The 21,303-nt window shown below is 61.4% G+C and carries 19 protein-coding genes; 7 read left to right on the top strand and 12 right to left on the bottom strand.

Annotated features, from left to right (window positions below; translation table 11 throughout):
* Positions 1–70: 70 nt before the first annotated feature.
* Complete coding sequence (locus PF1751_RS16780) at positions 71–2,389, top strand: fimbria/pilus outer membrane usher protein (RefSeq protein WP_044287387.1); 2,319 nt, start codon at positions 71–73, stop codon at positions 2,387–2,389.
* Positions 2,386–3,360 (top strand): Csu type fimbrial protein, encoded by a 975-nt coding sequence (locus tag PF1751_RS16775; RefSeq protein ID WP_044287386.1) that lies wholly within the window; start codon positions 2,386–2,388, stop codon positions 3,358–3,360. The genes PF1751_RS16780 and PF1751_RS16775 overlap by 4 nt, the downstream gene beginning before the upstream one ends.
* Here PF1751_RS16775 and PF1751_RS16770 read toward each other — a convergent pair.
* Both PF1751_RS16770 and PF1751_RS16765 read right to left on the bottom strand, forming a co-directional pair.
* On the bottom strand, positions 3,357–4,094 hold the full coding sequence (locus tag PF1751_RS16770) for an anti-sigma factor family protein (protein ID WP_044287385.1): 738 nt from the start codon (positions 4,092–4,094) through the stop codon (positions 3,357–3,359). The genes PF1751_RS16775 and PF1751_RS16770 overlap by 4 nt on opposite strands.
* The gene (locus PF1751_RS16765) at positions 4,091–4,597 is read right to left on the bottom strand and encodes an RNA polymerase sigma factor (RefSeq protein ID WP_010209455.1); all 507 of its coding nucleotides are present in this window, start codon (positions 4,595–4,597) and stop codon (positions 4,091–4,093) included. Before PF1751_RS16765 ends, PF1751_RS16770 begins: the two co-directional genes overlap by 4 nt.
* A 167-nt stretch (positions 4,598–4,764) precedes the next feature.
* Here PF1751_RS16765 and PF1751_RS16760 point away from each other — a divergent pair, with 167 nt between their 5' ends.
* A complete protein-coding gene (locus PF1751_RS16760) occupies positions 4,765–5,847 on the top strand; it encodes a catalase family peroxidase (protein ID WP_010209457.1) in 1,083 nt (360 codons plus the stop codon).
* Complete coding sequence (locus PF1751_RS28470) at positions 5,844–6,383, top strand: cytochrome b (protein ID WP_010209458.1); 540 nt, start codon at positions 5,844–5,846, stop codon at positions 6,381–6,383. Before PF1751_RS16760 ends, PF1751_RS28470 begins: the two co-directional genes overlap by 4 nt.
* Here PF1751_RS28470 and PF1751_RS16750 read toward each other — a convergent pair.
* A complete protein-coding gene (locus tag PF1751_RS16750) occupies positions 6,285–7,556 on the bottom strand; it encodes an MFS transporter (protein WP_044287384.1) in 1,272 nt (423 codons plus the stop codon). The two genes, PF1751_RS28470 and PF1751_RS16750, sit on opposite strands and share 99 nt — an antisense overlap.
* Positions 7,557–7,655: 99 nt before the next feature.
* Here PF1751_RS16750 and PF1751_RS16745 point away from each other — a divergent pair, with 99 nt between their 5' ends.
* Positions 7,656–8,114 carry a winged helix-turn-helix transcriptional regulator gene (locus PF1751_RS16745; protein WP_044287383.1) on the top strand — a complete coding sequence of 153 codons (459 nt, stop codon included), beginning with the start codon at positions 7,656–7,658 and terminating at the stop codon, positions 8,112–8,114.
* On the opposite strand, the gene PF1751_RS16740 is transcribed toward PF1751_RS16745, so the two are convergent.
* Positions 8,106–9,257, bottom strand: a complete 1,152-nt coding sequence (locus tag PF1751_RS16740) for a M14 family metallopeptidase (RefSeq protein WP_021492805.1) — start codon at positions 9,255–9,257, stop codon at positions 8,106–8,108. The genes PF1751_RS16745 and PF1751_RS16740 overlap by 9 nt on opposite strands.
* 465 nt (positions 9,258–9,722) lie before the next feature.
* A complete protein-coding gene (locus tag PF1751_RS16735; protein ID WP_010209462.1) occupies positions 9,723–10,073 on the bottom strand; it encodes a DUF6124 family protein in 351 nt (116 codons plus the stop codon).
* 131 nt (positions 10,074–10,204) lie between these two features.
* Between PF1751_RS16735 and PF1751_RS16730 the strand changes: the two genes are divergently transcribed.
* Positions 10,205–10,837 carry a LexA family protein gene (locus PF1751_RS16730; protein ID WP_021492804.1) on the top strand — a complete coding sequence of 211 codons (633 nt, stop codon included), beginning with the start codon at positions 10,205–10,207 and terminating at the stop codon, positions 10,835–10,837.
* On the opposite strand, the gene PF1751_RS16725 is transcribed toward PF1751_RS16730, so the two are convergent.
* From PF1751_RS16725 to PF1751_RS16710, 4 genes are all read right to left on the bottom strand, one after another.
* The gene (locus PF1751_RS16725) at positions 10,834–12,759 is read right to left on the bottom strand and encodes an acetyl/propionyl/methylcrotonyl-CoA carboxylase subunit alpha (RefSeq protein WP_044287382.1); all 1,926 of its coding nucleotides are present in this window, start codon (positions 12,757–12,759) and stop codon (positions 10,834–10,836) included. The genes PF1751_RS16730 and PF1751_RS16725 overlap by 4 nt on opposite strands.
* The gene (locus PF1751_RS16720) at positions 12,756–13,562 is read right to left on the bottom strand and encodes a gamma-carboxygeranoyl-CoA hydratase (RefSeq protein ID WP_010209466.1); all 807 of its coding nucleotides are present in this window, start codon (positions 13,560–13,562) and stop codon (positions 12,756–12,758) included. The genes PF1751_RS16725 and PF1751_RS16720 overlap by 4 nt, the downstream gene beginning before the upstream one ends.
* Positions 13,563–13,623: 61 nt before the next feature.
* Positions 13,624–15,231: a carboxyl transferase domain-containing protein gene (locus PF1751_RS16715; RefSeq protein WP_044287381.1), complete on the bottom strand. Its 1,608-nt coding sequence runs from the start codon at positions 15,229–15,231 to the stop codon at positions 13,624–13,626.
* A gap of 11 nt (positions 15,232–15,242) precedes the next feature.
* The gene (locus tag PF1751_RS16710) at positions 15,243–16,406 is read right to left on the bottom strand and encodes an isovaleryl-CoA dehydrogenase (RefSeq protein ID WP_044287380.1); all 1,164 of its coding nucleotides are present in this window, start codon (positions 16,404–16,406) and stop codon (positions 15,243–15,245) included.
* Between the two features lie 151 nt (positions 16,407–16,557).
* Here PF1751_RS16710 and PF1751_RS16705 point away from each other — a divergent pair, with 151 nt between their 5' ends.
* Complete coding sequence (locus PF1751_RS16705; RefSeq protein WP_044287379.1) at positions 16,558–18,192, top strand: AMP-binding protein; 1,635 nt, start codon at positions 16,558–16,560, stop codon at positions 18,190–18,192.
* Between the two features lie 681 nt (positions 18,193–18,873).
* Here the strand turns inward: PF1751_RS16705 and PF1751_RS16700 are convergent.
* The 3 genes from PF1751_RS16700 to PF1751_RS16690 form a co-directional block, all read right to left on the bottom strand.
* Positions 18,874–19,773, bottom strand: coding sequence for a hydroxymethylglutaryl-CoA lyase (locus PF1751_RS16700; protein ID WP_010209470.1), 900 nt, complete (start codon positions 19,771–19,773; stop codon positions 18,874–18,876).
* A gap of 16 nt (positions 19,774–19,789) precedes the next feature.
* On the bottom strand, positions 19,790–20,182 hold the full coding sequence (locus PF1751_RS16695; protein WP_010209471.1) for a MerR family transcriptional regulator: 393 nt from the start codon (positions 20,180–20,182) through the stop codon (positions 19,790–19,792).
* Between the two features lie 80 nt (positions 20,183–20,262).
* Positions 20,263–21,198: a LysR family transcriptional regulator gene (locus tag PF1751_RS16690; protein WP_010209472.1), complete on the bottom strand. Its 936-nt coding sequence runs from the start codon at positions 21,196–21,198 to the stop codon at positions 20,263–20,265.
* Positions 21,199–21,303 lie beyond the last annotated feature (105 nt).

The raw sequence follows: 21,303 nt of genomic DNA, 5'->3' as shown, positions 1-21,303 counted from the left end.
ATGTCCATTGAAGGACACAACGCCATGTGTGAGTCGTGGTTGGACTCGAGGTCTATGGCCGTCGGTAGCAATGGTAAGCGGGCTATGGGGCGCAATGATTGCGCCGCAGGGGGGGGCTGGCGACTTGCCACCGCCCCCGAGCAGTATGGAGGCTGTCGCCGATGCACAGTTGTTTCTGGAACTGGTGGTCAACCAGATGGACACCGGCCGCGTCATCGCGGTCGATCAACGGGCCGGACAGCTCTATGTGCCGGCCAGTGCGCTGCAGGATGTGGGCATGAAGCTGCCCGGTGAACTGAGTGGCAGCGTGGCGTTGGACACGCTCCCAGGTCTGCACAGTGACTACGACAGCAACGCTCAGCGCCTGCTGCTGGATGTGCCGCCTGCGTGGTTGAAAGAGCAGTTCATCGGTAACCGCAACGCCTATCCGCGCACCCAGGCGATGAGCAGTTTCGGCGCCTTGCTCAACTATGATCTGTATTTCAGCGACACCGACGAAGGCGGCAGCTACCTCGCCGCCTGGAACGAAGTACGGCTGTTCGACAACTGGGGCACCTTGTCCAATACCGGCCAGTATCGCCAGACCCTGGCCGATGGCGTGAGCAGCAGTACGTTCAACAATGGCTATCGGCGCTATGACACCACCTGGCGTTTCTCCGATGACGAACGGCTGCTGACCTACGAGGCCGGTGACGTGATCAGCGGCGCCTTGCCCTGGAGCAGTTCGGTGCGCCTGGGGGGGGTGCAGTTTTCCCGTGACTTTGCCGTACGCCCGGACCTGGTGACCTACCCGTTGCCGCAATTTGCCGGTGAAGCCGCGGTGCCGTCGTCGGTTGACCTGTTCATCAACGGCTACAAATCCGACAGTGCGCTGCTGCAACCGGGGCCTTACACTCTGACCAACGTCCCGTTCATCAACGGTGCAGGCGAAGCGGTCGTGGTGACCACCGACGCCCTGGGCCGCCAGGTGTCGACCACGGTGCCGTTTTATGTGACGAGTACGCTGCTGCAAAAAGGCCTGACGGATTTCTCGGTGGCTGCTGGTTCCTTGCGCCGGGAATACACCTTGAAAGATTTCGCCTACGGGCCTGGCGTTGCCAGCGGTACCTTTCGTTATGGTTATTCCGACAACCTGACCCTGGAAAGTCACGCCGAAGCGTCCAGTGACCTGACCCTCGGCGGACTGGGTGGCAACCTGCGGCTGGGCAACTTCGGCGTGCTCAATACCGCCGTCAGCCAAAGCCAGTTCGAAGGCCGCGGCGGCCAGCAAATGAGCCTGGGCTATCAATACAACAGCATGCGCTACAGCCTGTCGTACCAGCGGGTCGAGCGGCGCGACGAGTACGCCGACCTGACCCTAGTCGACACGCCCTATGCCAGCCTCAGCAAACGCAGCGAGCAAGTGACCTTGAGCCTTAACCTTGAGCGCTTCGGCAGCCTGGGCGTAGGTTACTTTGACGTGCAGGCAGCGGACGATTCTCGAACGCGCTTGCTCAACCTCAGCTGGAGCAAGCCGCTGTGGCGCAACACCAGCTTCTACCTGTCGGCCAACCGTGAGATCGGCGACAGCAACTGGGCGATGCAGGCGCAGCTGGTGATTCCGTTTGATCTCAACGGCAGCCTGGCCTTGAGCACCGAGCGCAGCAAGGATGGCGCCAGTCGCCAGCGCCTCAACTACAGCAGTGCGGTGCCCAGCGAGGGCGGGGTGGGTTACAACCTCGGTTATGCCCAGGGTGATGGCCCAGCGTACCGGCAGGCCGATCTGACCTGGCGCTTGCAGTCGGTGCAGTTGCAGGCCGGTGTGTACGGCAGCAGCGACGCCGAGACGCGTTGGGCGGATGCCAGTGGCTCGCTGGTGTGGATGGGCGGCGACACTTTTGCAGCCAACCGTATCAATGATGCCTTTGTGGTGGTGAGTACTCAGGGCTTCGCCGGGATTCCGGTGCGCTATGAAAACCAACTGGTGGGTGAAACCGACCGCAACGGTCATCTGCTGGTGCCGTGGAGCAGCGCGTATTACCGCGCCAAGTATGAAATCGATCCGCTGAACCTGCCGCTCAACGTGCAGAGCCCGAATGTGGAGCAGCGTGTATCCGTGCGGCGCGGCAGCGGTTATCTGCTGGAGTTCCCGCTGCGCCGGGTGCTTGCGGCCAGCGTCACGCTGGTGGACACCCAGCACCAGGAATTACCCCTGGGCAGCCTGCTGGTGCACGAGCAAAGCAACCAGCAGGCGGTGGTCGGCTGGGATGGCCTGGTGTACCTGGAAAACCTCTCGGCGCATAACACCTTGCAGGTCACACTGGGGGACGGGCGCACGTGTCAAGCGCGATTCGATATCGACGAGCAGCAGCAGGGCGTGCCGTTGATCGGGCCGTTGGTGTGCCAATGAGAGGCTTGGGATGGCTGTCGCTCATCGGGCTGTTGTGTTCGGGGCAGGCGATGGCGCTGTGTTCGACGGTGGCGACTGCTCCGGTGAGTTTTGGCTCGGTGAGTTCGATCAACGTGCGCACCGCGACGCAAAACAGTTCGACCCTCAATGGCGGTTTGAGCTGCACGGCCTCATTGATCGCCCTCGGCACCAATGACCACTTCTATGCCACGATCACTTCAACCACCAGCGGCATGGTCGGCCCCACGGGGGACGTGATTGGTTATACGATTTATGGCAATAACACCACCACGTTCCCGATTACCCGGGGGATCCAGTTCGATTTCGGTCCCAATGGCATTGCGACCAGCGCGGGGCTTTTGACGGGGCCGGGCAGCAAGAACCTGCCGCTTTACGTGGGCAGTATTACTGGGACGAATGTGGCGGCCGGGGTGTATACCGAAGTCTTGAGCGTCGCGTGGACCTGGGATTATTGTATCGGCCTGGGCGTTGGCAATTTGTGCATATTGCGTGACAAGAACCTCACCCCCCAGGTCAAGCTCCTGACCGTGAGCATGACCGTCACCAACGACTGCCAGATCACTGCACCCAATATCAGTTTTGGCAGCGCGCCCGTCATCAGCGGCTTTACCCCGGTCACCGGCCAGACCATCAGCATTTCCTGCACCAAGGGCAGTGCTTACAGCGTAGGTTTGAGCGATGGCCAGAACGCCGTCAGTGTGGGCGGGCGACGCCGGATGGTCTCAGGCAGCAACTACTTGGCCTATGACCTCTTCAAAAGCGCCGGTACCACGCGCTGGGGCAGTGTCGGCGCTGCGCGTCGCGACAGCTCCACCGCCGAGATCAACCCCGGCAATGGCCTGGGCATTGGCAGCCAGGTGTTCAACTATAACGCCCGGATCTACACCGACCAGCCCACCCCGCCCGCGGGCACCTACCTGGACAACGTGGTGCTCGACGTCGGCTTCTAGAATTTCAGCAGCGGCGGGCCGGGCTGATCCACCGGGCTGACCAGCGCATAGTTATAGCCGGCACCGGACCAGTATTGCGCTTGCAAACCATCGGCGCTGCGGCTGCCCCGAGGCAGGAAGCCGTTTTCCGGGCCTGGCGGGCGGATATAGAAACTGATGCGCCGGCCTTGCGGGTCCTCGTACAACACCATGGCGGCGGCGCCTTGCTCGGTGGTGAGCAGGCGCCCGCTGACCGGAGTGAACCCGGAGGTGCTCAAGTCCGGCAGGCGGTGTGCCTGGTTGAAGTAGCGATCGAGCCAGGCCTGCATCGTGCCGCCGCCCTGCACCTTGTAGTCGGCGGGCATGATGCCGTCCTGGGCAAACAAGCGGAACGCCTGCATGGCATCGGCCATGGGCAGTTGGGCGGGCTGGGTGGCTTCACGGGCGTGCCAGCCGCCGATACCGCCGAGGCTGACGGCGAGAAGCAGCACGGCGGCCGTAGCAAACTGTCGACGCGATTGGCGCTTCATGCGCTGGCGGATCAGGGCCGGGTCCAGGTCCGGGTTGGCCGGCTGCTGCAGGGCGCCGCCCAGCGCTGCACGCAGCAACTGCGCGTCGTGTTGCCAGGCATGGACCTGCGCGGCGACGTCCGGGTGCGCCGCCAAATAGGTCTCAAGCACGCGGCGATCACTCTCCAGCAGTTGGTGATCGACGTAGGCATGCAAATCGCGTTCGCTGGGGGGCAGGCTGATCATTTGAGTATCCGCAGGGAAGGGCTGGCAATTTCGCCATCACTGAGTAGACGCAGGGCTTGGCGCGCACGGGACAGGCGCGACATCACGGTGCCGATGGGCACCTCAAGGATCTCGGCGATTTCCTTGTAGCTCAGGCCTTCGACCGAGACCCACAGCAGCAGCGCACGCTGCTCGGTGTTGAGTTGATCGAAGGCTTGCAGGGTCGACTGGGCGATCACCGTACGTTCCACCGACGGCTGCGCATCGTCGCGTCCGGTGAAAAATTCGAGCATGCGAGCGTAGCGCCGGGTACGGCGGTGGGCATCGAGGAACTGCCGGTAGAGGATCGAAAACAGCCAGGCGCGCAAATCGCCTTCGACGCGTTTGTCGGCCCAACTGATGATTGCCCGTTCCAGGGTCGACTGCACCAGATCGTCGGCGCTGCTGGCGTTACGGGTCAGGGACACGGCAAAGCGCCGCAGCCTGGGGATGAGTTCACGTAACTGTTCGTCGAGTTCATGCATGGGTATCTGGCTGGTCACTACGCTGGGACTAGAGAGACGTGCGGCGTTGACGATTATTCCGCGTGCCAGGAAATAAATCCGAGGCCAGGGAATAGAGCCGATCGGCGTTCGTCTTAATGCTCCGACCTTATGTTCATCCCTAAGGCCTTTGGCCCTGGAGTTCCTTCATGGTAGATCACTCATCACCGCCCCGTCCTCCGCTGAGCACTGCGAGCCTGATCGCGCGCCTGGCGGGTATCGGTGCCGTGGTTGCGGTTGTGGCGGGGGCTTTTGCCTACGTCAATGGCAGCCTCGACCCGCAGCGCCTGCGCCCTAAAACCCTGGTCAATGCCTTGGAAACCAACAATGGCGTGCACCCTGGGTTCCGCCGTAACCACGCCAAGGGCGTGTGCGTGGCCGGGTATTTCCAGAGCAGCCCCGAAGCCCGTGCCTACTCCAGTGCCCAGGTGTTCAGTGAGGCCAAGACCCCACTGATTGGCCGATTTGCGCTGCCCAGCGGCAACCCCTATGCGCCGGACAGCAGTGTACCGATCCGCAGTTTTGCCGTGCAGTTCAGCCAGGCCAACGGCCAACAGTGGCGCACCGGCATGAACAGCATGCCGGTGTTCCCAGTGGGCACGCCTGAGGCGTTCTACCAACTGCTCAAGGCCGGTGCGCCGCAGCCCTCCACCGGCAAACCGGACCCGGCGAGCATGCCGGCATTCTTTGCCGCCCATCCCGAGACCGCGCCGTTCCTGGCGTGGGTCAAATCCGCCAAGCCTTCGGCCAGCTATGCGACCGAAACCTACAACGGCATCAACGCGTTCTTCCTGGTGGGGGCCGATGGCAAGCGCCAGGCCGTGCGTTGGGGCGTAGTGCCGCAGAGTCAGGACGCAGCGGGCGATACTGCGCCTGCCGGCAGTGATTTCCTGGAAAAGGACCTGGTACAGCGCCTCGCTACCGGTCCGTTGCGCTGGCAGTTGAACATGACCCTGGCCAATCCCGGCGATCCTTTGGACGATGCAAGCAAAGCCTGGACCGGCGAGCATAAAGTCATCAACGCCGGCACCCTGGTGTTGCAAAGCAGCCAGCCGCAAGCGGACGGGGATTGTCGCGATATCAACTTTGATCCACTGATTCTGCCCAGCGGCATTGAAGCCTCCAATGACCCGTTGCTGGCGGCACGTTCGGCGGCGTACGCCAGCTCGTACCTGCGTCGCGCCGGTGAAGTCAGCCCGTTGCACAGCGCCCCTCAGGAGTTGAAGCCATGAATGTCCAACCACGGTTTTTTGCCCCCCTGGCGCGCCTGCTGCATTGGCTGATGGCGCTGATGGTCATCGCCATGCTGTTTATCGGCGCGGGGCTGGCGGCTTCTGTTTCGCAGCGGCATGAGTGGCTGATCCACCTGCACAAGCCGTTGGGTATCGCGATTCTGGTATTGGTGATCGTGCGCTTGGTGGTGCGCTTTTCTACTCGCCAACCGCCGTTGCCTGCCGACTTGCCGCTGTGGCAAGTGCTGGCGGCCAAGGCCTCCCACCTGGTGTTGTATGCCCTGATGCTGGTCTTGCCGCTGCTGGGCTGGGCGATGATCTCGGCGGCGGGTGATCCAGTGATGCTCAGCAGTTCGGTGCAGTTGCCAGCGCTGGTGGGAGCGAACGCGCCACTGTTCGCGGTGCTGCGCAGGGCCCATGGGTTCCTGGCCTATCTGCTATTCCTGACGGTGCTGTTGCACCTGGCGGCGGCCTTGTTCCACGGGTTGATCCGTCGTGACGGCGTGTTGCAAAGCATGACCGGCAGCCAGGACTGAAACAGGTTTCGGGGGCAGTGTGGCCAGCCAGTAGACCAGCGCCAGCAGGTTGATGGCTGCGCCGAGGACACACACCCCGATCCAGCCGCCCCAGGCATACATGGCCGTTGCGCTGATGGAGCCCAGCGCACTGCCCACCGAGTAAAACAGCATATAACCGGCCACCAGCCGACTCTGGGCAATGGGGCGCACGGCGTAGATCAGGCTCTGGCTGGTGACATGCACGGCTTGCAGGCCCAGGTCGAATACAATCACGCCGAGCAACAAGGCCCACAACGAGGATTGGGTGAAGCCGATTGCGACCCATGACAGCAGCATCAGCAGCAGGGCTGTGCCACTGGTCCATTGGGCCAGCCCTTGGTCGGCCAGGCGCCCGGCGTGGGCGGCACCTAAGGCACCGGCGGCGCCGGCGAGTCCGAACAGGCCGATTTGCGTGTGGGAAAGCGACAACGGCGGGGCGCTCAGGGGCAGTACCAGCGGCGTCCACAAGACAGTGCCGGCGGCGAAAATCAACATCGCCAGCACGGCGCGGTCACGCAGGACTTTTTCCTCCTTGAACAAGCTGAACACCGAGCGGATCAATGCGCCATAAGTGCCGCTGGCGCGCGGTGGCTCGGTGCTTGGCAATACACGCCACAGCAAGATCGCCATCAAGAGTGTCAGGCCTGCCGACAACAGGTAGACCGAGCGCCATCCCGCCAGGTCGGCCATCGCGCCGGAAACCGAGCGGGCCAGCAACAAACCGACCACGATACCGCTGGTGACCAACCCCACCACATGGCCGCGCTGTTCAGGCGATGCCAGATGAGCGGCCAGTGCCACCAGCACCTGGGCGACCACTGCCAGCAGCCCGGTCAGTGCCATGCCGGCCAGCAGCCAGAAACTGCTTGAGGACCATCCCACCATCAGCACGGCCAGGGTGGAAAGCAGCAGTTGGCTGACGATCAGTCTGCGCCGGTTGAGCAGGTCCCCCAGTGGCACCAGCAACAACAGGCCCGCCCCATAGCCAACCTGGGTGAGGGCGATGATGATGCCGACGGTGGCGTGGTCCATGGCAAAGGTTTCAGCCATGGCGTCGAGCAGCGGCTGGGCGTAGTAGACATTGGCCACCGACAGGCCACAGGCGACGGCGAGCAGCAATACTACGGCGCCGCTCAAAGGGGATGACGACATGCGAATAATCCTTGTGTGGTTTCAAAATGAAACTCGTTGTACGGTAAGGATTCTGGTTTTATATTGCAACTACATAACTGGTCGACGACAGGCAGCCCGATGGTCAAGCTCACCCGCTTTGAAAGCGCCGAATGCCCGGTGGCGCGCTCGTTGGACGCAATTGGCGATGGCTGGTCGCTGCTGATCATTCGCGATGCATTCGACGGGATTTGCCGCTTTGGTGAGTTCCAGCGCAGCCTCGGGATGGCCAAGAACATCTTGTCCACGCGCTTGCGCAGCCTGGTCGCCCATGGGGTGCTGGAGATCGTGCCGGCGTCGGATGGCAGTGCGTATCAGGAGTACGCCCTGACGGAAAAGGGTCGAGGCCTGTTCCATGTAATCATCGGGTTGCGGCAGTGGGGCGAGGGATTTTTCTATGGGGCAGAGGAGAAGCATTCGGTGATGGTGGACCGCGCCAACGGCGAGCCGCTGCGAGCGCTGGAGTTGCGCTCGGCGGATGGGCGCTTGCTGGGGCCCGAGGATTGTCGGCGGGTGCCCGCCGCACTCGGCTTAGCGTAAGACGTCGACGATATCGGCCACGCTGCTCAACACATCCTTGCCCAGTTGCATCGAACGTTTACCTGACCAACCGGTGAGCAGGTTGGGGGCGTCGTCGTTGTCCTTGAAGGGCATTTCCAGGGTCAGGGACAGGCAGTCGTACTGCTGACCGACTGCATTGCACGCCAGGGTCATGTTGGCTTCGCCCGGCAGGTCGCGGGTGTAGCCGTAGGTGGTCTGGAAGTCGCGGGTCAGGCTGCTCAAGTGGCTGCGGAAGTGTTTTTCCAGCGTCTCGATGCGCGGCGTGTAGCCGGGGTTGCCTTCGCATCCGGCGGTGAAAACGTAGGGGATTTCCTCGTCGCCGTGGATATCGAGGAACAGGTCTACGCCGTATTTCTCCATCTGTTGTTGCACGAACAACACTTCCGGGCTGATCTCCTGGCTGGCGCTCTGCCACGCACGGTTGAGGTCCTGGCCCGCGGCATTGGTGCGCAGGTGGCCATGGAACGCCCCGTCCGGATTCATATTGGGCACCAGGTACAAGTCGGCGACTTTCAGCAGTTTTTTCAGCTCGGCGTCACCGTCCTGTTGCAGGCGTTCGATGATGCCTTCCATAAACCATTCGGCCATGTGTTCGCCGGGGTGCTGTTGGGCGATGATCCAGACCTTGCGGCGGCCTTTGCCGCCTTTGCCGCGACGTAGCAGTTGGATATCACGACCTTCGACACTTTTACCGGTCGCCAGCAATTGGGTGCCGGCGCGAGTCAGGGCCTGCTCGATCAGCCAGTCGTGGCGCTCACGGCTGTAGGGTTCGAAATAGGCAATCCAGGCGTGCTTCTCGCGGGTCTCAAGGCTGATATGCAGGATTTCCCCATCAAAGCGCGAGGGCACCCGAAACCAGTTGATATTGTCGTAGGAGGCCACGGCGTTGTAGCCGCTCCACGCGTGCGGGTAAGACGACTTGCCCGCATTGCTCAGGCGAAACGTGTGGGTGTGGCCCACGTGCATGCCTTCGGCCTTGAAGTGAAACCACTGGTAATGTTGGCTACGGGTGTCGGGTTTGATTGCCAGCAACAACTGATGGGAATCGTGGGCATCCAGTACCTGGATATTGCCACTGTCGAAGTCGGTGCTGATCTTGATGGAGGTCAAGGCCACGGTCATAGTCTGGTTGCCTGATTATGAGTGTTGTGGCGGCTATATTACACAGGAGTCCGGTAAAGACTGGATGCAAAATTGTTGCACGGGGGGAGGGGGCGTCATCCTTGACGCCGCAGCAGCTTAGAATCTATGAGATTGATTCTCAAGCGCTATTTCGCAAAGATCTGGGCTAGAGCGGTCGACTGGCTTTCTTTTGACGATGGTCTTTTGCTACCATGCGCGTCATCAAGCAACACACAGTCTTCATTAGCCTGAAGCCATGCCAGGGAAACTGGCAAAAAAAAGACCCGGCCAAAGAGCCGGGTCAAAAACCGTGATTAGCCTGATGAGGAGATATTCCAAGAGTCCGACCTAAGGTCCCTTGGTCTATCGACTGATCTCGCGATCAGCTAGGTCCAATAATAATCATTATCATTTGCAAGTCAAATGTTTTTATCCGTCAGATAGAAATATTTTTCTCTGTGCCTGTTATCCGTTCGCGTGAGCCGCTGGCACTTGCAACGACCGCTCCACCATCGCCTTCGCCATATCAATCAAATACACCACCGAAAACGCCAGGTCGCGATGATTGCCCTGATGGTTGTTCGCTGATTCATAGGCCGTAGCTGCGGCACTGCGCAACAAGTCCGAGGCGTGCACCAGGGCTTCCTCCTGGCTGATGCCTGGCTTGATGGCGAACAGGGCGTCGTCAGGGGCTGCTGCCGACATCTCCTCTTTCAAGTAAAAGTCCAATGCGCGCCGGGCGGCACCGCTGCTGCGTAGCACGTGCAGGTCGTGTTCTTCTGGGGTTTCGGGTAGCAGATACGGGCTGGTCGTCATAAGGGGCGGTACTCTGTTGTGGGTGTCGAAAACCTTATGTCCGATGATAGTACGTATCGTATTTGTGTCGTTTTATGGATTACTACAAACTGTTTATTGCCCTGAACACTGCATGACGTATTGTCAGCTCCATGGATAACTGGATAGCGTTGGTCAAGGCCAACATGGAAGACCGCAAGGTCACGCAGGGTGAATTGGCTGAACGCCTGGGCATGTCCCAGGGCGGCGTTGGCCACTGGCTCAACAAGCGCCGTGCGCCGAACCTGACGGACATGAACCGGGTACTGACGGCGCTGGGGCTGGGGTACCTGGAAGTTGCGCTGGATATTCGCGAGCGGGCCGAAGAAGCGCTTCCGGAGAAAAACTACAACCCGTATTTCCGCTACCCGGTCAGCGATTGGAAAGGGCTGTGCGAGGTCCGCGAAGAGCGGGCGACCTATGGCGCGGCCCGTTTCGAATTGAGCGATTATCATGCCCAGGGCGACGCTTTCTGGCTGCCGGTCACAGGCGACGCCATGACCGCGCCCAGCGGCCTGAGCGTCAGCGCGGGCATGATGATCCTGGTCGACCCGGCCATCAAGGCCGAGCCCGGTAAACTGGTGGTCGCCCAAGGAGCTGCGAACCCCCAGGCGACCTTCCGCCAGTTGCTGGAAGAAAGCGGCCAGCTCTACCTGGTGCCGCTCAATCCCACCTACCCAAAGCAGCCCTTCACTGACGACTGCCACATCCTTGGCGTCGTGGTTCAGGCCATGGCAAAGTTCTAACCGGCCGGTTCGAGTTCCACCAGCGCGCAACCTTCTGCAACCATTTCACCTTCCTGGCAGAACAACGCCTTGACCACTCCAGCCTGGGGCGCGCGAATGCTGTGCTCCATCTTCATGGCCTCCAGCACCACCAGTTGCGTGCCGGCGTCGACGTGTTGGCCCACCTCCACCAGCACACGTACGATGCTGCCGTTCATCGGTGCCGTCAGGCCGCCCTGGTGCGACTGGTTGGCCTCAACGGCCGCAATCGGGTCGAACAGCGTCACGCCGTGCATCTCGCCGTCCCAGCGCAAAAACACACTGCCTTCGCTGCGCACTGCCAGGTGGCTGCGACGTACGCCCTGTCGCTCGATCAGCAGCTGCTCGCCGCGCAATGGCGGCGCATCCGCGGCCAGCGTCACCAATCGATCCTGGCCAGTGCAGCTCAAGTGCAACGACACTTCGGCAGGTAACCCAGCACGAAATCCGCGCTTATCCCCCCAAGGCCCATCTTCCGGCGGCAAACTCTGTATGAATGCCGATCCGGCCGCCTGCCAGAATTCATCACTCAAGTCCCCTGGGGCCGGCAGCAACTCCTCCTGATAGCGCGGAATAAACCCGGTATCCAATTCGGCTGCCGCAAACGCTGGATGCCCGATAATGCGCCGCAAAAAGCCCAGGTTGGTCTTGAGTCCGCCGATGGCAAACTCATCCAGCATGGCCAGCAACCGCAATCGCGCCTGCTCACGGTCTTCGCCCCAGGCAATCAGTTTGCCGAGCATGGGATCGTAGAACGGCGACACGCTGTCGCCTTGTTCGACACCGCTGTCCACACGACGCCCCGGCCCCGGTGCGGATTCGCGGTACAGCGCCAGGCGTCCGGTGGCGGGCAGGAAGTCATTGGTCGGGTCTTCGGCATACAGCCGCACTTCGATCGCATGGCCCGTCAGCGGCACTTGCTCTTGATTGATCGGCAACGCCTCGCCCTGGGCGACACGGATCTGCCAGGCCACCAAGTCCAGGCCGGTGATCGCCTCGGTCACCGGGTGCTCCACCTGCAGCCGCGTGTTCATCTCCATAAAGAAGAATTCGCCACGCGCGTCCAGCAAGAACTCCACGGTGCCTGCGCCGACATAGCCGATGGCCTGGGCCGCACGCACGGCGGCTTCGCCCATGGCCTTGCGTTGTTCACCACTCAATCCCGGTGCCGGGGCTTCTTCGACGACCTTCTGGTGGCGACGCTGGATCGAGCAGTCTCGCTCATTGAGATACAGGCAATGCCCGTGCTGATCGGCAAACACCTGTATCTCCACGTGACGTGGCTTGAGCAGGTACTTTTCCACCAACATCTGCCCGTTGCCGAAGGACGACAGCGCCTCGCGCTGTGCCGAGGCCAGGGCCTCGGCCAACTGGCTGACATCCTCCACCACCTTCATGCCCTTGCCGCCACCACCGGCCGTGGCCTTGAGCAGCACGGGGTAGCCGATGCGCTCGCAGGCTGCGCGGAAGGTTTCCAGGTCTTGGGCTTCGCCGTGGTAACCCGGCACCAGAGGCACGCCGGCGGTTTCCATCAGTGCTTTGGCGGCCGATTTGCTGCCCATGGCGTCGATGGCCGAGGCGGGTGGGCCGAGGAAGATCAAACCAGCCGCTTCAATCGCGCGGGCAAAACCGGCGTTCTCCGACAAAAAGCCGTAACCCGGATGAATCGCCTGGGCGCCGCTGTCCTGGGCTGCGGCGATCAGTTTGTCGATTTGCAGGTAGCTATCAGTGGCCTTGCTGCCGCCCAGGTCGACACGGATATCCGCTTCGCGGCTATGGCGCGCATCGCGGTCGATGGCGCTGTGCACCGCCACGGTGGTCAGGCCCATGGCCTTGGCGGTGCGCATTACCCGGCAAGCAATCTCGCCACGGTTGGCCACCAGCAGAGTTGTCAACGTGCTCATGAACGCGGCTCCTGGGATTGCCAGCTGGGTGGACGTTTTTGCAGGAAGGCACGCAGGCCTTCCTGGCCTTCAGGGCTGACACGTATGCGCGCAATGGCATTTTCGCAATAGCGGCGCAGGGCCGGGGTGAGGGCGCCGTGGCCCACTTCGCGCAGCAGGTCCTTGCTGGCGCGCATTGCCGCCGGGCTGTTCTGCAGCAGGTTGGCGATCCATTGCTCGACTTGTTGATCCAGTTCGTCGACTGGATAGCTTTCCGCCAACAAACCGATCTCCCGTGCCCGCTGGCCGCCAAAGCGCTCAGCGGTCAGCGCATAGCGCCGTGCTGCACGCTCGCCGATGGCCTGTACCACGAACGGGCTGATCACCGCCGGTGCGAGGCCGATACGCACTTCCGACAGGCAGAACTGCGCATCGTCGGCGCCAATCGCCATGTCGCAGCAACTGATCAACCCCAGCGCACCGCCATAGGCCGCGCCTTGCACCACCGCGAGGGTGGGAATCTTCAGCTTGGCCAGGTTGTACATCAACTCCGCCAGTTCGCGCGCATCGTCCAGGTTGGTGTGGTAATCCAGCTCGGCGGATTGCTGCATCCAGGCCAGGTCGGCCCCGGCACTGAAGTGCTTGCCGCGCCCGCGCAGCACCAGAAAACGCAATGATGAATCACCTTGCACCTGGTCGAGGGCGATGATCAGTTCGCGGATCATTTCGGCATTGAACGCGTTGTTCTTGGCTTCGCGACTGAGCCACAGCGTGGCAAAGCCACGACGGTCGGTGATCAGTTCGAGGGTATTGAAATCGCTCATGCAGGGAGCTCCATGATGATAAGAGGTCTCCTGTAGGTGCGAGCAAGCTCGCTCCTGCAGGTTACATGCGGAAGACGCCGAAGCGGCTCGGCTCGATGGGGGCATTCAGCGAAGCGGACAAGGCCAGGGCCAGCACGTCTCGGGTCTGCAGCGGGTCAATCACACCGTCGTCCCACAGGCGTGCGCTGGAATAGTAGGGGTGGCCCTGGGTTTCGTACTGGTCGAGGATCGGCTGCTTGATCGCGGCTTCTTCTTCAGCGCTAAAACCCACGCCGGCGCGCTCAGCCTGCTCACGCTTGACCTGCACCAGCACGCCGGCGGCCTGTTCGGCGCCCATCACGCCGATGCGTGCATTCGGCCACATCCACAAGAAGCGTGGGTCATAGGCGCGGCCACACATGCCGTAGTTACCGGCGCCAAAGCTGCCGCCGATGATCACGGTGAACTTCGGCACCTTGGCGCAGGCCACTGCGGTGACCAGCTTGGCGCCGTGCTTGGCGATGCCACCGGCTTCGTATTTCTGGCCGACCATGAAGCCGGTGATGTTCTGCAGGAACAGCAGGGGAATCCCGCGCTGGCACGCCAACTCGATAAAGTGCGCGCCTTTTTGCGCGGCTTCGGCAAACAGGATGCCGTTGTTGGCCAGGATCGCAATCGGGTAGCCGTGCAAGTGCGCAAAGCCGCATACCAGCGTGGTGCCAAACAGCGCCTTGAACTCATCGAACACCGAACCGTCCACCAGCCGCGCGATCACTTCGCGCACATCAAAGGGTTGCTTGGCGTCGGCGGGGATCACGCCGTACAGTTCTTCGCTGCTGTAAAGCGGCGCCACGGGCGTACGTTGCAGCAACTCGCCCTGTTTGCGCCAATTGAGGTTGGCCACGCTGCGCCGGGCCAGCGCCAGCGCGTGTTCATCGCTGTCGGCATAGTGATCAGCCACGCCGGAGATCTTGCAGTGCACATCGGCACCGCCGAGGTCTTCGGCACTCACGACTTCACCGGTCGCGGCCTTCACCAGTGGCGGCCCGGCGAGGAAGATGGTGGCTTGCTGGCGCACCATGATCGCTTCATCCGCCATGGCCGGCACGTAGGCGCCACCGGCGGTGCACGAGCCCATCACCACCGCAATCTGCGGAATGCCCTGGGCACTCATGTTGGCCTGGTTGAAGAAGATCCGCCCGAAGTGCTCGCGGTCGGGGAACACCTCGTCCTGACGCGGCAGATTGGCGCCGCCGGAGTCGACCAGGTAGATGCATGGCAGGCGGTTCTGCTCAGCGATGGTCTGGGCGCGCAGGTGTTTTTTCACGGTGAGCGGGTAGTAGGAGCCGCCTTTCACCGTCGCATCGTTGGCGACAATCATGCATTCGACGCCTTCCACCCGGCCGATCCCGGCAATCACTCCGGCGGCGGGTACGTCCTCGCCATACACCTGATGGGCGGCCAATTGGCTGAGTTCAAGAAACGGCGAGCCGGGGTCGAGCAACCGATTGATACGTTCACGGGGCAACAGTTTGCCGCGTGAGGTGTGCCGCTCCTGGGCCTTGGCGCCGCCGCCTTGTTGCACGTGGGCAAGCAGGCTGTGCAGGGCGTCGACCTGTTGGCGCATCGCCGCGCTGTTGGCGGCAAACTCCGCCGAGCGCGGGTTGAGTTGGGTATGCAAGGTGGCCATGGTGCGCTCCTTCAGCGGGTTTCGTTGAAGAGTTCGCGACCGATCAGCATCCGGCGGATCTCACTGGTGCCGGCGCCGATCTCATACAGCTTGGCGTCGCGCAGCAGGCGCCCGGCCGGGAATTCGTTGATGTAGCCATTGCCACCGAGGATTTGAATCGCATCGAGGGCCATTTGCGTGGCGCGTTCGGCGCTGTAGAGGATCACCCCGGCCGCATCCTTGCGCGTGGTCTCGCCGCGCTCGCAGGCCTGGGCCACTGCGTAGAGGTAGGCACGGCTTGCGTTGAGTTGGGTGTACATGTCGGCAACCTTGCCCTGGATCAGCTGGAATTCGCCGATGCTCTGGCCGAACTGCTTGCGGTCGTGGATGTAGGGCACGATCAGGTCCATGCACGCCTGCATGATCCCGGTAGGGCCGCCGGACAGCACCACGCGTTCGTAGTCCAGGCCGCTCATCAGCACTTTGACGCCGCCATTGAGCGTGCCGAGGATGTTTTCCTCCGGCACTTCCACGTCATCGAAAAACAGCTCGCAGGTGTTGGAGCCGCGCATGCCCAGCTTGTCGAACTTGTTACTGCGGCTGAAGCCTTTCCAGTCGCGCTCGACGATAAAGGCGGTGATGCCGTGCGGACCCTTTTCCAGGTCAGTCTTGGCGTAGATCACATAAGTGCTGGCGTCGGGACCGTTGGTGATCCAGGTCTTGCTGCCGTTGAGCACGTAATGGTCGCCGCGTTTGTCGGCGCGCAGTTTCATCGAGACCACATCGGAGCCGGCATTAGGCTCGCTCATGGCCAGGGCGCCGACGTGTTCGCCGCTGATGAGTTTGGGCAGGTACTTGAGTTTCTGTTCGTGGTTGCCGTTACGGTTGATCTGATTCACACACAGGTTGGAATGCGCGCCGTAGGACAACGCCACCGACGCCGAACCCCGGCTGATCTCTTCCATCGCCACCACGTGGGCCAGGTAGCCCAGGCCGGCGCCGCCGTATTCTTCCGGGACGGTGATGCCCAACAGGCCCATGTCGCCGAATTTCTGCCACAGGTCGGCGGGGAACAGGTTGTCACGGTCGATCTGTGCCGCGCGCGGCGCGATTTCCTTGCTCACGAAGGACTGCACCTGGTCGCGCAGCATGTCGATGGTTTCACCGAGGGCGAAGTTCAGGGACGGGTAACTCATGGACAGGCACCTTAATGTGAGCTTTGTTTTTGTGTGGAGGGCGCGCCAGGGGAGGGCGCTCACCTTTACGTTAACGTAAACTTGCGTTACGGCGGTGTCAATCGTAGTTTACGTTTACGTCAACCTACAAAAAAGACAAACAGGGGTCGTTATGGATCAACCGAACCAGAGCTACAGCCGTGGCTCCCAGGACAAGACCTTGCTGGCCATGACGATTGGCCAAGCCTTTGACCGCACCGTCGCGCAATTCCCCGATGGCGAGGCCCTGGTGGTGCGACACCAGCAGCGTCGTTACACCTGGCGGCAATTGGCCGAAACGGTCGATTTGCACGCCCGTGCCTTTCTCGCCCTGGGTATGCAGACCGGCGACCGCCTGGGTATCTGGGCACCCAATTGCGCCGAGTGGTGCATCAGCCAGATCGCCAGCGCCAAGCTCGGCGTGATCCTGGTCAATATCAACCCGGCGTACCGCAGCAGTGAACTGGAATACGTGCTCAAGCAGTCCGGCTGCCAGTGGCTGGTGTGCGCCGGGTCATTCAAGACCTCCGACTACCACGCGATGCTGCAGGCACTGAACCCCGATCTACGCGGCATGATCAGCCTAGACCCCAGCCCGCCCCCGGGATTCCTGCCCTGGGCGCAATTGGCCGCGCTCGGGACAGGCATCCCGCTCGAACAGTTGCACAGCCGCCAGGCCAGCCTGCACTTCGACCAGGCGGTGAATATCCAGTACACCTCCGGCACCACCGGTTTCCCCAAAGGCGCCACCCTCAGTCACCACAACATCCTCAATAACGGTTACATGGTCGGCGAAAGCCTGGGCCTGACCGCGCAAGACCGCCTGGTGATCCCGGTGCCGCTGTATCACTGCTTCGGCATGGTCATGGGTAACCTGGGCTGCATCACCCATGGCACCACCATGATCTATCCCAATGACGGCTTCGACCCGCTGCTGACGCTCACCGCCGTCGCCGAAGAGCACGCCACCGGCCTGTACGGCGTGCCCACCATGTTCATCGCTATGCTCGATCATCCACAGCTGGGCGGCTTTGACTTGTCCAGCCTGCGCACCGGCATCATGGCCGGCGCCACGTGCCCCATCGAAGTGATGCGCCGGGTGATCAGCGAGATGCACATGAGCGAGGTGCAGATTGCCTACGGCATGACGGAAACCAGTCCGGTGTCCTTGCAGACGGGGGCGGATGATGACCTGGAGCGCCGCGTGACCACGGTCGGGCGCACCCAGCCGCAGTTGGAAAACAAGATCATCGATGCCGACGGCAATACGGTGGCGCGAGGCGAGATCGGCGAGTTGTGCACCCGTGGCTACAGCGTGATGCTTGGCTACTGGAACAACCCCGATGCCACCCGCGAGGCCATCGACGACGCTGGCTGGATGCACACCGGCGACCTGGCGAGCATGGACGCCCATGGCTACGTGTGCATTGCCGGGCGCAACAAGGACATGATCATCCGTGGTGGCGAGAACGTTTACCCGCGTGAGCTGGAGGAGTTTTTCTTCACCCACCCGGCAGTGGCGGATGTGCAGGTCATCGGCATTCCGGATGAGCGTTACGGTGAAGCCATCGTCGCCTGGGTCAAGTTCCATCCAGGCCATGTGGCCAATGAGCTTGAGCTGCAAACCTGGTGCAAGGGCCGCATTGCGCACTTCAAGACGCCCAAGCATTTCAAGTTCGTGGAGGAGTTCCCGATGACGGTAACGGGCAAGATCCAGAAATTCCGCATGCGCGAGATCTCAATACAAGAGCTGAAGAACGCGCTCTAGCTAATGACGCAAGACCAATGTGGAGCGGACTTGCTGCGAATGGGGTGCCTCAGTCGCCACCTGTATCGACTGAACCACCGCATTCGCGAGCAAGCCCGCTCCTGCATTTTTTGACGCGTGCCAGGCCAGGGTTTATCAATTCCCAGAAAGCACAAAGGGGACCCGAGGGTCCCCTTTAATTTGTCGTTGCGTGCTCTTTTTTTATTATTGAGGGGCGGTCTATTGTTGTTTTTGGCAACCGTTACCCTTTACCGCTGTTTTTGGCGACCCCCATGCGGGGTCAAGAGCAAACGTATTTTTTTGAGCGCTGATCTGCTTCTTCGTTATCGATCCAACCAGTGGGTAGCTACCTGAGGTAGTTTTATTTTTCTCTAACCGGTTGCGGGTTTCGGCATGCCGTACCCTGCGAAGCACATCTTCTCCAAAAAAATCTGTTAGCTGCGTCTCTGCCGTGTTGTTTTTGTTATGTCAGAGTCGTTTCGTCTTATTTTTATTAGGTTTGGCGCTTTTTATTCTTGTTATGCCATAGAGATAGCAGAAGCCGTGCCAACTTTTAAAAATGCTTTAAAATCAATAACATAATTTTTATGTAGGGATTGGCCTACGGCAAATACGACAAAATATGTTCCCGTGTTACTCGATGTGTAGCAGGGCGGTAACACATTCTTACCGCTAAGCTACTCAACCGGCGTTACGCGCCTTCGCCACGCGCGACCCGGTAGGCCTACCCAGCACGCTGCTGATTTGCTGGCCCGCGCCGATCAAGGCCTCCAGGTCGATACCGGTCTCGATACCCAGGCCATTGAGCAGGTACACCACATCTTCGGTGGCGACGTTACCGCTGGCACCTTTGGCGTAAGGGCAGCCGCCGAGGCCCGCGATAGAGCTGTCGAACACCGAAATCCCTTCCAGCAGGCTGGCGTAGATGTTCGCGATGGCCTGTCCATAGGTGTCATGGAAGTGCCCCGCCAGCTTGTCCCGTGGCACCTGCGCACCGACCACCTCGAACAGGCGACGCGTGGCGCCCGCTGTGCCGGTGCCGATGGTGTCGCCGAGGGACACCTCGTAGCAGCCCATGGCATACAACTCCCGTGCGACCGCCGCCACTTGCTCTGGCGCGATCTGACCTTCATAGGGACAACCCAGCACGCACGAGACATAACCCCGCACGCTGACCCCATTCTGCTTGGCCGCCGCCATGATCGGCGCGAAGCGCTCCAGGCTTTCGCTGATGGAACAGTTGATATTGCGCTGGGAAAACGCCTCGGATGCCGCCGCAAACACCGCCACTTCCTTCACGCCGGCCGACACTGCGTCCTCGAAACCGCGCAGGTTCGGCGCCAGGGCACCATAGGTCACGCCAGGCTTGCGCTGGATCTGCGCGAAGACCTCGGCGGAACCGGCCATCTGCGGGACCCACTTGGGCGATACAAAACTGCCGACTTCGATATAACTCAGGCCCGCCGCGCTGAGGGCGTCCACCAACCGGACCTTGTCCGACACGCTGATGGGCTGGGCTTCGTTCTGCAGACCGTCGCGTGGGCCGACTTCCACCAGGCGGACGTGTGAGGGGAGTGACATGGCAGTTACCTTCTGATCAATGGCCGGCCTGGCGCATGGTGTGGGCCAGGGCCTGGGTGCAGCGTTCTTCGGCGGTGTCCAGTTCCAGCTTCATCTGTTCGATGTCCAGCAGTTGCTGTTCCAGCTGTTCACGGCGCTCGGCAATTTTTGCGAGCATGCTGTTGAGTTGCACATGGTTGCCGCTGGTGGGGTCGTAGAGTTCGATCAACTCACGGCATTCCGCCAGGGAAAAACCGATCCGTTTGCCGCGCAGGATCAGCTTGAGGCTGACCTTGTCCCGCGCCGAGTAGATGCGCTCCTGGCCCCGGCGTTCCGGAGCCAGCAGGCCTTGTTCCTCGTAGAAGCGAATGGCGCGGGTGGTGATGTCGAGCTCGCGGGCGAGGTCGGAGATGCTGTAGGTAGTGCTCATGGCGGCGCTCAAGAAGGTCTTGGCGCTAAGCTAATGGCAGGTTGACGTAAGCGTCAAGCTCAACCCTGTAGGCGCTAGCCTTAGGGTTGTTGCTTGTCGAGCTTCTTTTCGTGCGCCGTGACCTGCTGGCACAACTCGATCATCTGCTCACGCATCCAGCGGTTGGCCGGGTCCTGGTCGGTGCTTTCGTGCCAATACAAATGGGTTTCCACCGGCGGCACGTCGTTGACCGGCAGGTTGAACCAATGCAGTTCGTGGCGGCGGGCGAAGCGCTCGGGCACGGTCATCACCATGTCGGTCTGCTGCAGCACCTGCGAGGCCATCAGGTAGTGCTGGGAACGCAGAGCGATCTTGCGCTGCAGGCCCATCTTGCCCAGTGCCAGGTCCACATGGCCCAGACCGTTGCGCCGGCTGGAGATATGGATGTGGGTCAGCCCCAGGTAATCATCCAGGGTCAGCTTGTCCTTGCCCGCCAGCGGATGACCCTTGCGCATGGCGCACACGTAGCGGTCTTCCATCAGCTTGACGTGTCGCACCTGCGGATCGGTGTTGAGCGGCGCGTCCACGGCAAAGTCCAGGCGCCCGGCGGCCAGTTCCTTGGTGGTTTCGCGGCGTTTGGACAGGAAACTCTCGATCACCACGGTAGGCGCCAGGCGGCGCAGACGCTGAAACAGCAGCGGCAGGATCACCGCTTCGGTGAGGTCGGTCATGCTGATGCGGTAGGTCTTGGCCGCCTGTTGCGGGTTGAAGATGCGGCTTTCCTGCACCGACACCCGCAGCAACGACAACGCATTGCGCACCGGGCCGATGATGTTCTGCGCCATCGGCGTGGGCACCATGCCTTGGGCGGTGCGCACGAACAGCGGGTCGTTGAAGGTCTCGCGCAGGCGTGCCAGAGCGTTGGACACCGCCGGCTGGGTGATGCCGACAATCTGCCCGGCGCGGGTCAGGTTGGCTTCGGTGTAGATCGCGTCAAAGACGATAAACAGGTTGAGGTCGACCTTGCTCAGATTCATTTCGTAGCGCTCTTATTGTTAGGTGGCCATACGTCGATCATATATCGGTGATGAATGTTAATACACGCCGAGAATAGGCTAGGTAAATTATCAACGCTGTTCTAG

It is taken from the genome of Pseudomonas simiae, assembly GCF_000934565.1.
Lineage (GTDB): Bacteria > Pseudomonadota > Gammaproteobacteria > Pseudomonadales > Pseudomonadaceae > Aquipseudomonas > Aquipseudomonas simiae.
Note: the sequence above shows the minus strand (reverse complement) of the source record. Positions and strands in the feature narration are given on the sequence as shown.

What these genes read in the sequence shown, in the direction of transcription:
- PF1751_RS16710 (WP_044287380.1), bottom strand. Translation starts at nt 16,406, where the DNA reads ATGAGTTACCCGTCCCTGAACTTCGCCCTCGGTGAAACCATCGACATG.
- PF1751_RS16720 (WP_010209466.1), bottom strand. Translation starts at nt 13,562, where the DNA reads ATGAGCGATTTCAATACCCTCGAACTGATCACCGACCGTCGTGGCTTT.
- PF1751_RS16730 (WP_021492804.1), top strand. Translation starts at nt 10,205, where the DNA reads ATGGATAACTGGATAGCGTTGGTCAAGGCCAACATGGAAGACCGCAAG.
- PF1751_RS16750 (WP_044287384.1), bottom strand. Translation starts at nt 7,556, where the DNA reads ATGTCGTCATCCCCTTTGAGCGGCGCCGTAGTATTGCTGCTCGCCGTC.
- PF1751_RS16775 (WP_044287386.1), top strand. Translation starts at nt 2,386, where the DNA reads ATGAGAGGCTTGGGATGGCTGTCGCTCATCGGGCTGTTGTGTTCGGGG.
- PF1751_RS16740 (WP_021492805.1), bottom strand. Translation starts at nt 9,257, where the DNA reads ATGACCGTGGCCTTGACCTCCATCAAGATCAGCACCGACTTCGACAGT.
- PF1751_RS16735 (WP_010209462.1), bottom strand. Translation starts at nt 10,073, where the DNA reads ATGACGACCAGCCCGTATCTGCTACCCGAAACCCCAGAAGAACACGAC.
- PF1751_RS16715 (WP_044287381.1), bottom strand. Translation starts at nt 15,231, where the DNA reads ATGGCCACCTTGCATACCCAACTCAACCCGCGCTCGGCGGAGTTTGCC.
- PF1751_RS16705 (WP_044287379.1), top strand. Translation starts at nt 16,558, where the DNA reads ATGGATCAACCGAACCAGAGCTACAGCCGTGGCTCCCAGGACAAGACC.
- PF1751_RS16700 (WP_010209470.1), bottom strand. Translation starts at nt 19,773, where the DNA reads ATGTCACTCCCCTCACACGTCCGCCTGGTGGAAGTCGGCCCACGCGAC.
- PF1751_RS16770 (WP_044287385.1), bottom strand. Translation starts at nt 4,094, where the DNA reads ATGATCAGCCTGCCCCCCAGCGAACGCGATTTGCATGCCTACGTCGAT.
- PF1751_RS16695 (WP_010209471.1), bottom strand. Translation starts at nt 20,182, where the DNA reads ATGAGCACTACCTACAGCATCTCCGACCTCGCCCGCGAGCTCGACATC.
- PF1751_RS16725 (WP_044287382.1), bottom strand. Translation starts at nt 12,759, where the DNA reads ATGAGCACGTTGACAACTCTGCTGGTGGCCAACCGTGGCGAGATTGCT.
- PF1751_RS16780 (WP_044287387.1), top strand. Translation starts at nt 71, where the DNA reads ATGGTAAGCGGGCTATGGGGCGCAATGATTGCGCCGCAGGGGGGGGCT.
- PF1751_RS16690 (WP_010209472.1), bottom strand. Translation starts at nt 21,198, where the DNA reads ATGAATCTGAGCAAGGTCGACCTCAACCTGTTTATCGTCTTTGACGCG.
- PF1751_RS28470 (WP_010209458.1), top strand. Translation starts at nt 5,844, where the DNA reads ATGAATGTCCAACCACGGTTTTTTGCCCCCCTGGCGCGCCTGCTGCAT.
- PF1751_RS16745 (WP_044287383.1), top strand. Translation starts at nt 7,656, where the DNA reads ATGGTCAAGCTCACCCGCTTTGAAAGCGCCGAATGCCCGGTGGCGCGC.
- PF1751_RS16765 (WP_010209455.1), bottom strand. Translation starts at nt 4,597, where the DNA reads ATGCATGAACTCGACGAACAGTTACGTGAACTCATCCCCAGGCTGCGG.
- PF1751_RS16760 (WP_010209457.1), top strand. Translation starts at nt 4,765, where the DNA reads ATGGTAGATCACTCATCACCGCCCCGTCCTCCGCTGAGCACTGCGAGC.